Source organism: Methylobacterium sp. WL1 (assembly GCF_008000895.1).
Classification (GTDB): domain Bacteria; phylum Pseudomonadota; class Alphaproteobacteria; order Rhizobiales; family Beijerinckiaceae; genus Methylobacterium.
This window is the reverse complement of sequence record NZ_CP042823.1, coordinates 4,450,010-4,465,089: the sequence shown is the minus strand read 5'-3', so window position 1 is coordinate 4,465,089 and position 15,080 is coordinate 4,450,010. Positions and strand designations below refer to the sequence as shown.

The window sequence follows — 15,080 nt, the reverse complement described above, 5'->3', positions numbered from 1 at the left end:
GTGTCTCACCCGCGTCGGCCGGGAAACTCCTTGGCGAGCCTGCGCCGCAGCTGCTCCATGAGGGCGCGCAGCTGTGGCGAACCGGTCCTTGCGATGAGGGCGTTCAGCGCGGCGATCGTCTCGTCGAGCTTCTTGAGGTTTTCGTCGGCCATGTCCGGGCTCGGGAGGAATCGCGCCCGAACACCTACGTAAGAACGGCCCGTTCCGTTTCCCCCGAATGGGGGACGGACGCATGCGACTTTCGTCCCGGGTCACCCGGTCCGGCGCGCACCGGATCTCCGGGCGCCGCCCCTCACCCGGCCGGCGGGACGGCCACGAAGGTGACCACCACGCCCGCGATCGCGCCCGTCTGGACCCGGTAGGGCACGATCCGCACGAGGTGGTGCTGGCTCGGCGTCTCGCCGGAGGGCTCGATCCGGCGCTCGATGTCCTGCCCGGCGGACAGCACGCTCCGCAGGTCCTCGGCGAGGTCCGGATAGGCCGGTCGCAGGGCGAAGTCGGTGAGCGGCCGGCCGCGGTCGCCCTCCTGGATCGGGACGAACTGCGCCACCGCCGGCGTGAACGTCCGGATGACGAGGTTGCGGTCGAGGAACACGGTGGCCAGGCCGCTGGCGTTGAACAGGTTGCGCAGGTCGCCGTTCGCCCGGTCGAGGTCGTCGATCTTGCCGCTCAGCTCGCTGTTGACCGTCTGCAGCTCCTCGTTGAGCGACTGCAGCTCCTCCTTGGACGCTTCGAGCTCCTCGTTGGTCGATTGCAGCTCCTCGTTCACCGAGATCAGCTCCTCGTTGGACGATTTCAGCTCCTCCAGCGCGGTCTCGTATTCCTCGATCATGGTCTGCAGCCGCTCGCGGGTGTCGCGCAGCTCGCGCTCCAGTTGCAGCACATCCGTATCCGGTCGCAGCTGCGTGTCGCGCGCCTCGTCCGCCGCCCGGCTGAGGGATGGGCCCTGGTCGTGGAACAGCACGAGCAGCAGCGGCTCGGCGCCGTCGCCCTGCATCAGCGGCTCCACCGTGACGGAGGCCAGCTGCACGCGCCCCTCCTCGCCCTCGATCGCGAGGTTGTCGCGCCGGGCCGGCCGGCGCGTCTCGATCGCCTCGCGCAGGGCCGAGCGCAGATCCAGGCGCAGCCCCCGCCGCGCCAGCGTCAGAAGCTGACAGCTCGGCAGCCCGACCGGGGCCTCCAGGTACTTGCCGGTCCGCGGCGAGTAGTGGACGATGTCGCCATCCCGGTCGACCACCACGTGCGGCGACGCGAAGCGCTCGATGACGTGGCTCTCGACCAGCTGGCGCAGGGGCGGCCCGGCCTGGTGCATCGGCGAGGCCGACCGGAGGCCGCGGTTGAACGCGGCGGTGCGGCCGAACGGGGCCGGCTGCGTGCCGGTGACGGTCAGCGGCAGCCGCGCGGCGTACCCGTCGGTCTCCCGGGCCTGGAAGATGCGGTGCTTCCGTTCGACCGTCGTGAACAGGTCGGTGAACTGGCTGATGTTCTCCGCCGTGCCCAGGAACAGGTAGCCGCGCGGGCGCAGGGCGTAGTGGAAGATCGGGATGACCTGCGCCTGCACGGCCTGGCCGAAATAGATCAGCAGGTTGCGGCACGAGACGAGGTCGATCCGGGAGAATGGCGGGTCGCGGATCACGCTGTGGGGCGAGAACACGCACAGTTCGCGCACCTCCTTGGTGATCACGTAGGAGCCGCCGTCGCTCGTGAAGAAGCGCTTGCGACGCTCGGGGGAGACGGTGTCGAGCAGCGCCTCCGGGTAGCGGCCGGCTCGGGCCACGCCCAGGGCCAGGTCGTCGATGTCGGTGGCGAAGATCTGCACCCGGGGCACGGAGCGCATCCCATCCATGAGCTCGCGCATCAGCATGGCGAGGGAATAGACCTCCTCGCCGGTGGCGCAGCCGGGCACCCAGGCCCGGATGGTGTCGCCAGCTCCGCGGCCCTCGAACAGGCGCGGCAGCACCTGGGCCTTGAGCACCTCGAACGCGCTGGAATCGCGGAAGAAGTTGGTGACGTTGATCAGCAGGTCGCGGAACAGGGCCGTGACCTCGTCGCCGTCCTGGCGCAGGCGCTCGACATAGTCCTCGACCCGCGCGAGGCGGGCGATCTGCATGCGCCGCTGCACCCTCCGGATGAAGGTCCGGGGCTTGTAGCCGGAGAAGTCGTGGCCGATCTGCTCGCGCAGCAGCCCGTAGATCTCCGCGGTCGCCGCCTTGGCGGCCGCCCCCTGCAGATCCTCGATCACGCCGAAGCTGCGGGCATACTCGAGGAGCTTGGCCGCGATCTCGTCGGCCGGGAGCGCGAAGTCGATCAGGCCGGTGGCGATGGCGCTGGCCGGCATGTCGGGGTGGCGCGGGGCGGTGCCGTCGGCGACCTGGGCGAAGGTCAGGCCGCCACGCTCCTTGATCGCCTTGATACCGAGCGTGCCGTCGGTGCCCCCGCCCGACAGGATGATGCCGATCGCGTACTCGCCGCACGCCTTGGCGAGGTCGCTGAAGAACAGGTCGATCGGGTTGCGCTCGCGCCGGACCGGATCCTGCTCGCGGATCGTCAGGCATCCATCCTGGAGCCCGAGGATGGCGCGGGCGGGCAGCACGTAGATATGCCCGGGCTCGACCCGCATCCCATGTGCCGCCACCATCACCGGCATCGGCGTCAGGCGGGCCAGCACCTCGTGCAGCAGGCTCTCGCGGTCCGCACTGATATGGGTGACGACGACGTAGGCGAGGCCGCCGTCGAGACCGAGGCCGGCGAACAGCGTGTCGAGGGCCTCGATGCCCCCCGCGGAGGCGCCGATGCCGACGATGGGGAAGGGCGCTGCGTCGTCAGCCATCGGCAGGATCCACGGGACCGGGGAGTGGAGCCCGTCGGCGCTGCGGACGGCGTCGGCATGGTCCGGGGCGGCGGGAACGGGGTCTCACGGAGAGATGTCGTGGCCCGCGTCCGTCACCGGGTCAAGCCGCGCCCGTGATGTCCCACCTCACGATGTCCCGCGCGCGCGGGCCAGAATCTCGCGGGACCGCTGCGTGGTCGCCCGCGCCGCGCCGATCGCGTCCGCGATTTCCTGCGACAGCCGGCGCGCCCGGGTGGTCTGCTTCGGCCTGATCTGCCGCTGCGGGTCGCGCAGCCGCTCGGCGAAGGGGATCTCCATCAGGATCTCGCCGGCCTCGTTCGTGATCACGAACGCATACGGCATCGGGCTCAAGCCCTCGCGGATGAGGTCGATCGCCATGTCGGGAATCGACGCGCAGGCTTCGAGATAGGCGGTCTCGATATTCGGCATCGTCAGCCCGTCTTCGTCCGGGTCGAGGCCGGTGGGCGTACGCAAATGAAAGTAGAACAGGGGCACGGGCGCCTCACGAATGCGGCCGCGCCGTTCGGGTGGACCATCGCGTTCATAACGCCGGACGATACAATCCGGTCTCACATGCGTTAAGAGCGATTTGAACTGCGTCCATTGGCGCGGGTTGACCTGTGATGCGGAGGCTGCCGATGCTCAACCCTCTCATCGCAAAGCTCGAGCAGTTCACCCACCTGTCGGACATCGACCGGGCGGGGCTGCAGAACCTGGTCGCCGAACCGTTACGCTGCTACCGGCCGGGCACCGACATCGTGTCCGAGGGTGACGACCCGAAGGTCGTGCGCCTCGTCCTGGCCGGCTGGGCCTACCGCTACAAGCAGTTGCCGGACGGGCGCCGCCAGGTGGTGGCGCTGTTCCTGCCCGGCGACCTGTGCGACCACACCGTCTTCGTGCTGTCCGAGATGGATCATTCCATCGGCGCGCTCAGTGCCGTGACCCTGGTCGAGATCCAGCCCGCGACCTTCGAGACGTTGATGGCCGAGCATCCGCGCGTGACGCGGGCGCTGTGGTGGGAAGGGCTGGTGAGCGCCGCGGTACAGCGCGAGTGGATGCTGAACCTCGGCCGCCGCAGCGCCGGCGAGCGGCTGGCCCACGTGTTCTGCGAGGTGTTCTACCGCCTGCGCGGCATCGGGCTGACCCAGGGCACCACCTGCGACATGCCCCTGACGCAGACCGACCTCGCCGACCTGATCGGCATGACGCCGGTGCACGTCAACCGCGTGTTGCAGATGCTGCGCCGGCAGAGGCTGGTCGAGCTGAAGAGCCGTCGCCTGACCATCCCGGACCTGCCGACCCTGGAGAAGGCCGCGCTGTTCAACCCGAACTACCTGCACCTCGACCATGTCGGCGCCCGCTTCGACGCCGTGGGAGAGCACCCGGCCGCCGTCGCACGGTACGGGGCCTGACCGGCGGGCGGTCTCCGTGCTTGGCGGCCGGTGCGCGCGCTCCGTTGCCTGAGAGCGCTCGCCGCCGACGTGGAGACCGGTTCGGCGGCGAGCGCGCTGGATCACGGACCGGGAGCCGCTCCCGATCGCACTGTGATCGGGAGCGGCTCCGGGATGTGGCGATCTTCGGGAGGGGCGCCGCTCAGCCCTCCTTGAACCCGTATTCCGGCGTGTCGTCGTCGTTGCCGTAATACTTGTACGGCAGGAACTTGCCCGACATCGTCAGCTTCACCCGGTCGCCTTTGTTGTTGGCCTCCCGGGCCATCTCCATGTTGAAGTCGATCGCCGACATGATGCCGTCGCCGAACTCCTCCTGGATCAGCTCCTTGAAGGTCGTGCCGTAGACCATCACCAGCTCGTAGAAGCGGTAGATCAGCGGGTCGGTGGGCGGCATCGCCGGGATCGAGCCCCGGTAGGGCGCTTCGTTGAGCATCCGCTCCTCGGCGACCGTCAGGCCGAACAGCTCGGCCGCCCGCTTGGCCTGGGCCTTGGGCAGCTTCATCTGGCCCATGCAGGCCGCCGTGATCAGGAACGGCGAGAGGCCGCCGATCGCCTCGTGGATATGGGCCCAGCTCCAGCCCTTCTCGCGTTTGATGTCGAGGAGCTTCTCGGTCAGGTCGGCGCGCTTCATGTCGGCTCCGTGTTCATGCGTTTGGCTGGTCCGGGTGAGGCCGCCGGTGAAGTGCGGCCTCACCCCACCCCAAGCGGGGTGCGTACCCAACCCGGAACCGATGAGGGGGGATTCGGTCGGGGTCGGACGCGGGACGCGGTCCGCGGCTTCGGCTGGGCCTGAACGCTGCGGAACCCGCGCAATAGCAAGACATGCGCCAGCCAATTCTTCGCGGATACCGCACAGCGCGGCGCGCCGGATCGCCGGGACGCGACGCGTCGGGCAAGCGTGGTTTCGATGCACCGGCCAGGCCGGAAGCGCGCCACGGGAGCCGGAAACGCTTGCATCCGCGGCCTGTTTTCGGACCATGCGCCCTTGGGTCTCGGAGGCGGGCTTTGGACGGGGACGATCGGGACGGACAGACGGCGGGCGCATCGGCGCCGCCGGCCCCCTGGGAATTCGTGCTGCCGGAGGAGACGGCCACGGAGGATCTCGGCCTGTTCCTGTCCGAGCTGTTGTGCCCCGGCGACGTCGTGGCGCTCTCGGGCGGCCTGGGCGGCGGCAAGACCACCCTGGCCCGGGCGGTGATCCGCGAGCTCGCCGGCGACCCGCGCCTGGAGGTGCCGAGCCCGACCTTCACGCTGATCCAGCCCTACGCCGCCCGCGACGGCCGGGCGATCGTCCACGCCGACCTCTACCGCCTGCGTGACCCCGACGAGCTGGTGGAGCTCGGCTTCGACGAGATGGCCGAGGACGCCATCACGCTGGTCGAGTGGCCCGACCGGATGCCCCCCCGCGACGGGCCGGTGCTCACCGTCGACCTGTCGCTCCGGGCCGAGTTCGGGCCCGAGGCCCGCCTGGCCCGGATCGACGGCAGCGGCGGCATGCGCGCCCGGCTCGACCGGGCCCGGGCGGTGCGCCGGCTCCTCGACCGCAGCGGCTGGGACCTGGCCGAGCGCACCCTGATGCAGGGCGACGCCTCGTCCCGCGCCTACGAGCGCCTGACCAAGCCCGACGGCACCAGCGCCGTGCTGATGATCGCCCCGCCCCGTCCCGACGGCCCCGCGGTGCGCGACGGAAAACCCTACAGCGCGATCGTGCACCTGGCCGAGAGCGTCCACGCCTTCGTGGCCCTCGACCGCGGCCTGCGGGCCCTGGGCTTCTCGGCGCCCAAGATCTACGGCGAGGACCTGGCCGAGGGCCTGCTGATCCTCGAGGATCTCGGCAGCGAGCCGGTGGTCGAGGCCGGGGCGCCGCGGCCCGAGCGCTACGCCGAGGCGGTGCGCCTGCTCGCCAAGCTCCACGCCACGCCGCTGCCGGCGGTGCTGCCGGTGGCGGACGGCATCGAGCACGTCCTGCCGTCCTACGACGAGGCGGCCCTGCTGTTCGAGGCGGAGCTGATGCCCGAATGGTACGTCCCGGCGATCCGGAACGCCGCGCTCTCGGAGGACGCCCGGGCCGAGTTCGTGGCCCTGTGGCGCGCGGCCCTGCAGAACGCGCGACCCGACCGCGCCACCTGGACCCTGCGCGACTACCACTCGCCGAACCTGATCTGGCTGCCCGAGCGCGATGGGCTGGAGCGGGTCGGGCTGATCGACTTCCAGGACGCCGTGATGGGCCATCCGGCCTACGACGTCGCCTCGTTGCTGCAGGATGCCCGGGTCGACACCAGCGCCGAGTTCGAGCTGCGGCTTCTGGGCCTCTACGCCCGCGAGCGCCGGGGCCGCGACCCGGCCTTCGATGTCGGGGCCTTCGCCACGGCGTACGCGCTGCTGGCCGCCCAGCGCGCCACCAAGATCCTCGGGATCTTCGCCCGGCTCGACCGGCGCGACGGCAAGCCCGGCTACCTCGCCCACCTGCCGCGGATCGAGGGCTATCTCACCCGCAACCTCGCCCACCCGGCGCTCGCCGAGTTGCGGGCCTGGCACGCGGCGCACCTGCCAGGCCTGGTCCCATCCGAGGAGGAGGCCTGAGCCCGCAGGGCTCCGCCCCGCACCCGCAAAAGGTCCAAGACCTTTTGAAGCCATGCCTTTTGAAACCATGACTTGCAACGCCTGATCCGGATCCCCGCATGAGCGAGCCCGCCCCCGCCGTCACCCGTGCGTTCGTGCTGGCCGCGGGCCTGGGCAAGCGCATGCGGCCGGTCACCGCCACGGTCCCGAAACCCCTGGTGGCGGTGGCCGGCAAGGCGCTCCTCGACCACGCCCTCGACCGCGCCGCCGAGGCCGGGATCGAGACCGCGATCGTCAACGTCCACTACCTGCCCGACCTGATCGAGGGGCACCTCGCCCGGCGCACCCAAGGGCCCGCCATCCAGGTCTCGGACGAGCGCGCCGCGCTGCTGGAGACCGGCGGCGGCATCCGCAAGGCGCTGCCGCTGCTGGGCGCCGCGCCGTTCGTGGTGCTGAACTCGGATTCGTTCTGGCTCGAGGGTCCGGCGCCCAACCTCCGCCGCCTGATCGACGCCTGGGACCCGCAGCGCATGGATGCCCTGCTGCTGGTCGCCCCCACCGCCACCAGCCTGGGCTACGACGGCGCCGGGGATTTCGTCATGGACGCGGACGACCGCCTGGAGCGCCGCGGCGCGCGCGCGGTCGCCCCGTTCATCTACGCGGGCGTGGCGATCCTGCAGCCCGGTCTCTTCGCCGACACCCCCGAGGGCGCCTTCTCGCTCAACCTGCTGTTCGACCGCGCGATCGCGGCCGGACGCCTGTCCGGCATGCGCCTCGACGGCCAGTGGCTCCATGTCGGCACCCCGGATGCGATCCGCGCCGCCGAGGAGCGCGTCCGGGCGAGCGCCGGCACCCCGTAGCGCCGGCCGTTCCGCATTCGGCAGATCGGTCGCGTTGAACGGTGTCGCCAAACGGTCTTGCCAAACGGTCTTGCCAAGCCCGATCCGAGCCTCTAGAAGCCCCTTCACGCCGGCGGGCCAAGCCCCCGCCGCCGTGACAGGCGCCCGTAGCTCAGCTGGATAGAGCACCAGACTACGAATCTGGGGGTCAGAGGTTCGAATCCTTTCGGGCGCGCCATTCCATCAGCAATCGCAATGAGTTAGCGCCGGGAGGCGACGCGGTATTCTAGTACCGCGGCTCGATATCGTCTCGGGGTACGGCTTCGGGTACGGCATTCGCGACGTTGCTAAGTCTTCTCAACCGTCCCGCCGTTCGCCCCGTGCGACCACGATCAGCGCCCCATCGGCAAGCGGTCGCTGAAGCTCCTTCGCCTTGGGCTACGGCGCCGAAAGCCACGTCGCCCATTCCTTCGGATTCGTGAGGATCACCGGCATCGCCTTCGGGTGAACCGTGCCGACCTCGGCGTTCGCCTCGGTCGTCAGGTCGGTACAAAAGATACTAAAGTTCTTGGGGGCCGAGCAGGACCGCCAGGACGGTGGTCAAGCCTTGGAGGCGGCGAGGGGAGCGGCGGAAGTCTCGCGCCCGTCCTGAGCAGGCTCGGCGGCCGTGCGGGCCTCATACTTGTCGGCGACGCTCACGATCATCCGTAAGGCGTTTAGGTGCGAGGTCGTGTCGAACTTCGTCGATGCAAACGCCGGGGTCTTGTCGGCCTCGAAGAGCTTCCATTGCGACCGAGGGCCGCTCGGCCTTATGTCGATAGCGTAGGCGAGCAGCCGGTCGCCGCGGGTCGCACGAATAACTTGGCCGAGTGGGACTGAAGGTCGTCTTGATCGGGGGCTTGCTCAATGCGGTTTACTCTCTCAAACGCCGGGCGATGACTCAACCCAAAAGTGGGGAAAATACGAGATTTACAACCCACTGGGGCAGGGCGGCGATCGTCAGGCCGACCGGGCTCGCGACGAGCATCATTAGCGCCGCCGGGATCGCGCGAGGGGCGACGAGCGGGAATGCGAGCACGGCCTTGCCGAAGCCGAGCGGCGAGGCGCCAATCGCCCCCAAGACGGCCCGAGAGCCGCCGACGGCCCCGAGAGCGGAACGGCCCGTGGCCATGGCGCGAAGCTGCCCCACGGGGCTCTAATTGACGGCTAAACGTATCCGGCTGTTTGGAGCACGCCCCCGGCGGATAGCGATACCCGAACGCGCCCTGACCCCAGTTCTGCCGGCCCTGAGCCAACCCTTCTGCCGCTCGCCCCACGAGCACGATCGGGGGGGGGCGTCCGCAAGCGGGCGCTGAAGTGTCTTTGCCTCAGGTCATGGCGCCGACAATGGCGCCTCGCGGTCCGCATAGCTCTTCAGGATCACCGGCGTTGCCCTCGGCTCAACTTCCACGGCCTCGGTATCCCGCGACAGGCCGGCACCCAATTGGATCGCGACAGAGTCGCGCGGAAGCCTCAGCCGCCCATAATCGTTCGCGAGAGGGCCGAAGCCCTCTCCTTGGTCGAGCATGCGATCTAAGAGTCTTTTTACGAGGCCTAAGAACCGAGCAAGGGTCCACTGTGGCGACAGCGAGCGAAACCGAAACAGTCATCAAAAAAATCATTCCGTACCTGACGCGGCGCGGTTTCGACGTACAGACGGATTTCACCTTCAAGTACCCAACCGGCGGATCGGTTAGGGCGAACCTAGTGCACTGACGCGGTCAGAGGATTCACGCAGGGGGTGATGCATGCGAGTCTGGGCGATGGCTCAGACCGTCTGCGTGCTCCTCGACGACGCCACCAAGTTGGCGTTGTCCACGATCGCCGGAGACCGATCCCGCCCGCTCAAGCACATCCTGCGGGCGCGCATCGTCCTGCTCTCGTTCGAACGCTTGAGCGTGCAGGACGTGGCTCGGCAGGCCGGCGTCAGCCGGCCCGCAGTCTGGCGCTGGCAGCAGCGCTTTGCCGAGGAGGGCGTCGAGGGCCTGCTGCGGGACAAGACCCGCCCACCCGGCACCCCGCCGCATTCCACCCGCACCGTGGCGACGGTGCTGGCGCTGACGTGTTCGGAACCGCCGGACGAGGTCACGCACTGGACCGGCCGCGCCGTCGCTGCGCGGACCGGCATCTCACTCCGCTCCGTGCAGCGGATCTGGCAGGAGCACCGCCTGCAACCGCATCGGGTGCGGACCTTCAAGCGCTCCCACGACCCGGCCTTCGCCGAGAAGGTCGAGGATGTGGTCGGTCTCTATATGCAACCGCCCGCCCACGCCGTCGTGCTGTCCATCGACGGTCCTTCGACACGCTCAGGATGAGGAGTCCCAGATCCAGGCCCTGGAGCGAACCCGTCCCGACCAGCCGCTCGGGCCCGGGCATCCCGCCGCTCAGACGCACGACGACACCCGCCACGGCACCACGACCTTGTTTGCCGCCCTCGACGTCCTGGAAGGCACGGTGCTCGGCCGCTGCATGCAGCGCCATCGCCACGGTGAGGTCATCCGTTTCCTCAACACCGTCGAGGCGGCAGTCCCAGCGGGCAAGGCGATCCACGTGGTGCTCGACAACTACGGCAGCCACAAGCACCCGAAGGTGCGCGCCTGGCTCACCCGCCACCCGCGATGGACGTTCCACGTCACACCGACTTCGGCTTCCTGGCTCAATGCCGTCGAGGGCTTCTTCTCCACGCTGACGCGCCGTCGCCTCCGGCGAGGCACCTTCACCGGCATCGTCGACCTGCAGGCCGCCATCAAACGCTACATCGGTGAGCACAACCAAAGCCCACGACCCTTCGTCTGGACCAAGCCCGCCGCCGCCATCTTCGACGCCCTCAATCGAGCCCCTGAACCATCCGTCTGAGTCAGTGCACTAGGTATCGTCGATATTCTCGTCCGCCATTCGGGGAAAATCGCTTTCCTCGTTGAGGCGAAACGCATCGCGAAGACCCTTTCCCAAAAAGACCGTGACCAAGCCGTCGCCTACGGCGCTGACGTGAAAGCTCCTTTTGTCGTCCTGACGAATGGCACTCAGTTCGAGAGCTACAATTCCGCGTCCGGGAAGCGCATCCGCTGGAACGGCAAGCTAAGCGATAAAATTCCTAGCAAGAAAGAACTTCCGGACGCCCTGAAGGCGCTTCGAAAAGACCCGACACTTACCGAGGTGCCGCCGGCGAAAGATTCGTCGCTGCCGTTCAGGCCCGGCCTGCCCCTAAAACAGCTTAACGCTCTTTTTGCCCGCTGCCTTAACACCATTCGGAAAATCGAGCGGAACGAAGATCGCGCGTTTACCGACTTCGCGAAGATCATTCTTCTCAAACTGCTCGAAGAAAAAGCGGACAGCGAAGGCGCGACCCTCACGTACACGTATCGCTTTCACGAGTTGGCCGAAAAACCTGACGTCCAAGCCGATCAATTGAAGACGGCGGCGGTCTCGATGCTCGACGACGTCAAGAAAAAGACCCCTTACGGCGACGTTATTCGAGAAGATTTCTATCTAAAGAATGCCAAGACCTTCCAGAAGATCGTTCAAGAGCTTGCCGCCGTATCGTTCCGCGACAGCCGTGCTGATACGAAGGGACACCTCGAAGAACCCTATAATTGCGGGGTTTACCCGTCGATTTGACGCCACTCGCAGCTTTGGCGTGATTGGACTGGCGTTCTGGTAATCTGGCGGTGGTCGTGAACGAGCTCAGGGGGCTATCCCGAGCGTCCCTCAGGCCGCCACCGGCCGGGTTTCGATCCAAAGGAAGCGCTTGAGGTTGTAGGCGAGATTGGCGAGCCCGATCTTGGTCCGGGCTCGGGCCAAACCGATCGTGCGTACGAACAGGCCGAAGCGGTGCTTCTGCCCGGCGAACACCGTCTCATCCTGAGCCTGTCGAAGGATCGACGGCCGAGCGGACCTTGGAGCGGGCGCGGTTGGCCTTGCGCTGCGTCGGCGTCAGATCGAGGCCGGGCTGCCGCCGGAAGTGGACCTTCGAGCGCCGGCCATTCTTGGCGAGATGCGCTTCGTTAGTCTTCGAGCGGTCGGCGGTATCGGCCCATACGTCGCTCGCCGTGTTGGTCGCGTCGAGGACGTTGGCTAGTTGTGCCCCGTCGTGGGCGGCCGCGCTGGTCACGGTGAAGCGGCGGACGAACCCGTGCCTGCGGTCGATCGAGACGTGGGTCTTGTAGCCGAACATCGGAACGGCGATCTCAACCTTGGCCTTGGTGCCGTCCGCCTTTGCGGGCCGCGCCTTGGCCCGCTTCAAGGTCCAGCAGGCATCGCGATCTCATCTCGCGCCAGCTTCTTCGGTTTGGCCGCCCACGCGTCAGGGATCTTGCCCTCCCTGAGGGCCGCCTTCTCCGCATCGGTGTTGCGCTGACGCGGAGCCGCGATGATCGAGGCATCGATGATCTGGCCCGACATCGCGAGGTAACCCTTGCCCTTCAACCAGGCGTCGAAGGCTGCAAACAGCTCGTCGATCGCGCCGGCCCGGGTCAGGTGCCTCCGGAACAGCCACACCGTCTTGGCGTCGGGCACGCCATCCTCGAAGCCGAGACCGAGGAAGCGCATGAACGAGAGCCGATCCCGGATCTGGAACTCGGTGGCGTCGTCCGAGAGCGTGTAGAGTGTCTGAAGGACCAGGATCTTGAACATCAGGACCGGGTCGTAGGGCGGGCGGCCCCCCTTCGACCCATCGGACCGCTTCAGTGCGGTGGCCAACTTCGGGCGGAAAGCCTCGAAGTCGATCAAGGCCGCGAGCTTCACCAGCGGGTCGCCGTTCTCCGACAGACGCTGATAGCGCTCATCCAGATCGAAGAACCCTGGCTGACCCATCCGAGCCTCCCCAACGCCGACAGCATCAGGGAATCACGACACCGCACCGTACGGAAGGGGGTATTTCGAGGTGTCCGATCGAAGTCGAGAGACTCTCGCCGATGCGGATCGAAATAAATAACGCAGTCGAGGCTACTGCGGCCTGGTGTGACAACAAGCTGATCGTCGATCAGGTCGTACTGCTCCCAGGGCCGCAGATCACATACATCGTCATTGGACGCTGTATTGCTGCGAAATGCCACAGGGATACCTTTTTGCTTAGGAAATGACTTTACCGGTTTGTCTGCCCAAGGCGGGCTCGAACCGACGCGAGTTCGGTATCGGTCAGCTCCGGATCCGCCGTCCGGTCGGATCGCTCCGAGCGTCGCTGGCCCGGAGGTTCGACGCCTCCGGCCTCTGTCGGCTCAGAAGGCGCCACCGCGGATCGTTCAACGAAGCCCGCGCTCGGAAGACGCCTCGTTGCCCAAACCTGGGCCTCAGCCCTCTCGGCAGGTACCGTTTGAACGCGAAGGCGATGACGAGCAGCCCGCGAATAGCTCGCGCGGAGCTGATCGGCCGAGATGGCACCTCCGTCCGGGCGTCGTGCCCCTGCTTCGGCGAGAAGCCTCGTGAGGCTTGTCCAGCGTAGCCGCGCCGCGCGCGCTTCGCTGAGTAGCGGCAGATGACGCGCGACCACGGCATCGAGCGCGATCGGCTCTCCTGCCAAGTTCAGGTCCGAGGCAAGTCGTGCCAAGCCCGATCGAAGGTGGTCCGTGTCCATGCCCCAGGATCTAAAACGCAGCTATTGTGATCCTCTCACGGAAAACGGAGCATTCCGAAACCGTTCGAAACGCTGCAAAATGCTTCATAAAGATTCATTTTTCATGCACACCTGCACACCTGTGATGCGAGGACCAGTGTCTCTGACATGTCCGCTATCGGGATGCCGTCATAGGCCGCCGAATAGCCGGAATGGGCGCACTGCCGAACGTCGGCTTTCTGGCAGCGACCCAACGGTGACTCACGACCGGGAGCGGACCTTGACGGCTGTCACCGACAGAGGCCCATAAAGGCTTCGCGCCTACGGCCTGAGGGCATCGGCCTTGGAACCACGACTGAGCCTCATCACACTCGGCGTCGCCGATCTCGGTCGAGCGACTGCCTTCTACGAAGGGTTGGGATGGCCCCGGCGCGTGCGGTTGGCGCAGGGTGTCGCCTTCTTTCAAATCGGCGGCTTGGGCCTGTCGCTGTATCCGCGTGCCGACCTCGCCGAGGACACTGGCGTGCCCTTGGAGAACCGGCCCTCTCAGGGCTTCACGCTCGCCTACAACACACGCAGCCGTGACGAGGTGGGCAGGGTGCTCGCGCAGGTGGAAGCTCTCGGTGGACAGATCACGCGACACGCGCAAGATGCAGTCTGGGGCGGCCATCACGGGCATTTCTGCGATCTGGACGGTTTCCTGTGGGAGGTCGCTTGGAACCCGGATTTCATCCTCGCTGACGATGGCTGTCTCGTCCTGCCCGCGTAGTCTCCCTGCGCGCGAAGGCCATGTCCGATTGCAACCCTTCTCCCAAATTCAGAGGGGCCGCTTGCGGATAGCTTGATCCAACTCTGTGATCGATACTGCCTGGCTTGACCACGTCCTCACGATTCTGCCGTGCCCCCGCGTCATCGTTGCCCTAAACCCTCCGAACCGTGCCACTCCGACGACGATCTCTGGCGGGAGCTGCCTCCTCCCATTCACGATCTTGGTCCGCCAGCAATGCGGCACGACGGGCCTCGATGGTCTCCATTTCCGCTGACAGCGCTTCCCGGGCCCCGTCGCCGGGGCAACGAGCGGTCGTTTTGCACGCTCCCAGAAAACGGGCGAGCGTCATGATGAAATGATCTACCTCGATGGGCGTCACAATTCCTGTGCCGAGGAGGTTGAGGCGCGAACGGCCGGCCATATCCGCACAAGAGCCGCCAGCGAACCCGAGCGCTGCGATTGTGTCGGCGTCCAGTGCCAGACGTTCGATTTGCGTTTCGCGCAGCAGCTCGAGCCTGCGTTCCCGGGTAGCCGCGACTGCGTGCGTCTGACGTGCGCTCGGCAGCCAATGTGCAATCTCACCGAGGATGAACGTCCGAATAAGCTCGACCCGGACCGGTCCAAACTTCCTGACTCGAGCAATCTCTTCCGGGGAAGACTGAGCCAAATGAGATAGGTCGCGAAATCCTGCTTTGCGCAGGCGGGCTCGGAGGGAGGCCGTCAGGAAACCGCGACCGAATCCCAAGGCTGAGAGATGCTGAATGTTGTCGACCGAGAGGCCCTCGAACAGCGGGAGCCGCAAGCTGACCTCGTCAAAGAGGCTATCGTACCGGATGGTGCGCGTTGATCGCCTGGGCATCGCCATCGCGCATACGGCGATTTCCGGATGTCCACAACGGTCGGTCGCCGCTGGCATTCGGAAGCTCTGCTTGCCTGCGATCTGATCGCGTTAGAAAGGGCCAGATTGGCCGATTGCGGTCTGTCCGCTTCGGGGCAAGGCTGCCGGGAAAGCAAACGA

At 67.1% G+C, this 15,080-nt stretch carries 10 protein-coding genes, 1 tRNA gene and 3 pseudogenes; 7 read left to right on the top strand and 7 right to left on the bottom strand.

Translation table 11 applies throughout. The annotated features are described in order from the left end of the window. Nucleotides 1–5: 5 nt before the first annotated feature. From FVA80_RS30680 to FVA80_RS21735, 3 genes are all read right to left on the bottom strand, one after another. Nucleotides 6–152 carry a hypothetical protein gene (locus FVA80_RS30680; protein WP_187193463.1) on the bottom strand — a complete coding sequence of 49 codons (147 nt, stop codon included), beginning with the start codon at nucleotides 150–152 and terminating at the stop codon, nucleotides 6–8. A 140-nt stretch (nucleotides 153–292) separates the two neighbouring features. Beyond that, nucleotides 293–2,830, bottom strand: a complete 2,538-nt coding sequence (locus FVA80_RS21740; protein WP_147910169.1) for a CheR family methyltransferase — start codon at nucleotides 2,828–2,830, stop codon at nucleotides 293–295. Between the two features lie 147 nt (nucleotides 2,831–2,977). Beyond that, nucleotides 2,978–3,229: a hypothetical protein gene (locus tag FVA80_RS21735; RefSeq protein WP_210249465.1), complete on the bottom strand. Its 252-nt coding sequence runs from the start codon at nucleotides 3,227–3,229 to the stop codon at nucleotides 2,978–2,980. Nucleotides 3,230–3,489: 260 nt separating this feature from the next. On the opposite strand from FVA80_RS21735, the gene FVA80_RS21730 reads away from it, so the two are divergent. Beyond that, nucleotides 3,490–4,263: a Crp/Fnr family transcriptional regulator gene (locus tag FVA80_RS21730; RefSeq protein ID WP_147910167.1), complete on the top strand. Its 774-nt coding sequence runs from the start codon at nucleotides 3,490–3,492 to the stop codon at nucleotides 4,261–4,263. Nucleotides 4,264–4,444: 181 nt separating this feature from the next. Here the strand turns inward: FVA80_RS21730 and cynS are convergent, their stop codons facing one another. After that, on the bottom strand, nucleotides 4,445–4,933 hold the full coding sequence (gene cynS, locus FVA80_RS21725) for a cyanase (RefSeq protein ID WP_147856983.1): 489 nt from the start codon (nucleotides 4,931–4,933) through the stop codon (nucleotides 4,445–4,447). A gap of 374 nt (nucleotides 4,934–5,307) precedes the next feature. On the opposite strand from cynS, the gene tsaE reads away from it, so the two are divergent. The 3 genes from tsaE (at nucleotide 5,308) to FVA80_RS21710 (ending at nucleotide 7,941) form a co-directional block, all read left to right on the top strand. Next, nucleotides 5,308–6,885, top strand: a complete 1,578-nt coding sequence (gene tsaE / locus FVA80_RS21720; protein ID WP_147910166.1) for a tRNA (adenosine(37)-N6)-threonylcarbamoyltransferase complex ATPase subunit type 1 TsaE — start codon at nucleotides 5,308–5,310, stop codon at nucleotides 6,883–6,885. A 98-nt stretch (nucleotides 6,886–6,983) separates the two neighbouring features. Further along, complete coding sequence (locus FVA80_RS21715) at nucleotides 6,984–7,724, top strand: nucleotidyltransferase family protein (RefSeq protein WP_147910165.1); 741 nt, start codon at nucleotides 6,984–6,986, stop codon at nucleotides 7,722–7,724. A 140-nt stretch (nucleotides 7,725–7,864) separates the two neighbouring features. Then, a tRNA-Arg gene (locus FVA80_RS21710) sits at nucleotides 7,865–7,941 on the top strand. A gap of 119 nt (nucleotides 7,942–8,060) precedes the next feature. Here FVA80_RS21710 and FVA80_RS31500 read toward each other — a convergent pair. Beyond that, nucleotides 8,061–8,246, bottom strand: a pseudogene (locus tag FVA80_RS31500) (SOS response-associated peptidase); the annotation flags it as partial. Nucleotides 8,247–9,505: 1,259 nt separating this feature from the next. Here FVA80_RS31500 and FVA80_RS21700 point away from each other — a divergent pair. Further along, a pseudogene (locus FVA80_RS21700) lies at nucleotides 9,506–10,598 on the top strand (IS630 family transposase). A gap of 15 nt (nucleotides 10,599–10,613) precedes the next feature. Then, nucleotides 10,614–11,360 carry a type I restriction enzyme HsdR N-terminal domain-containing protein gene (locus FVA80_RS21695; RefSeq protein WP_348644649.1) on the top strand — a complete coding sequence of 249 codons (747 nt, stop codon included), beginning with the start codon at nucleotides 10,614–10,616 and terminating at the stop codon, nucleotides 11,358–11,360. Between the two features lie 90 nt (nucleotides 11,361–11,450). Here the strand turns inward: FVA80_RS21695 and FVA80_RS21690 are convergent. Continuing rightward, nucleotides 11,451–12,554: pseudogene (locus tag FVA80_RS21690) on the bottom strand (IS5 family transposase). Between the two features lie 1,082 nt (nucleotides 12,555–13,636). Between FVA80_RS21690 and FVA80_RS21680 the strand changes: the two are divergent. Further along, nucleotides 13,637–14,062 carry a VOC family protein gene (locus tag FVA80_RS21680; RefSeq protein WP_147910555.1) on the top strand — a complete coding sequence of 142 codons (426 nt, stop codon included), beginning with the start codon at nucleotides 13,637–13,639 and terminating at the stop codon, nucleotides 14,060–14,062. A 151-nt stretch (nucleotides 14,063–14,213) separates the two neighbouring features. Here the strand turns inward: FVA80_RS21680 and FVA80_RS21675 are convergent, their stop codons facing one another. After that, the gene (locus FVA80_RS21675; protein WP_246692071.1) at nucleotides 14,214–14,978 is read right to left on the bottom strand and encodes a hypothetical protein; all 765 of its coding nucleotides are present in this window, start codon (nucleotides 14,976–14,978) and stop codon (nucleotides 14,214–14,216) included. Nucleotides 14,979–15,080 lie beyond the last annotated feature (102 nt).

What these genes read in the sequence shown, in the direction of transcription:
- FVA80_RS21735 (WP_210249465.1), bottom strand. Translation starts at nt 3,229, where the DNA reads ATGGCGATCGACCTCATCCGCGAGGGCTTGAGCCCGATGCCGTATGCG.
- FVA80_RS21740 (WP_147910169.1), bottom strand. Translation starts at nt 2,830, where the DNA reads ATGGCTGACGACGCAGCGCCCTTCCCCATCGTCGGCATCGGCGCCTCC.
- FVA80_RS30680 (WP_187193463.1), bottom strand. Translation starts at nt 152, where the DNA reads ATGGCCGACGAAAACCTCAAGAAGCTCGACGAGACGATCGCCGCGCTG.
- FVA80_RS21715 (WP_147910165.1), top strand. Translation starts at nt 6,984, where the DNA reads ATGAGCGAGCCCGCCCCCGCCGTCACCCGTGCGTTCGTGCTGGCCGCG.
- FVA80_RS21730 (WP_147910167.1), top strand. Translation starts at nt 3,490, where the DNA reads ATGCTCAACCCTCTCATCGCAAAGCTCGAGCAGTTCACCCACCTGTCG.
- cynS (WP_147856983.1), bottom strand. Translation starts at nt 4,933, where the DNA reads ATGAAGCGCGCCGACCTGACCGAGAAGCTCCTCGACATCAAACGCGAG.
- FVA80_RS21675 (WP_246692071.1), bottom strand. Translation starts at nt 14,978, where the DNA reads ATGCCAGCGGCGACCGACCGTTGTGGACATCCGGAAATCGCCGTATGC.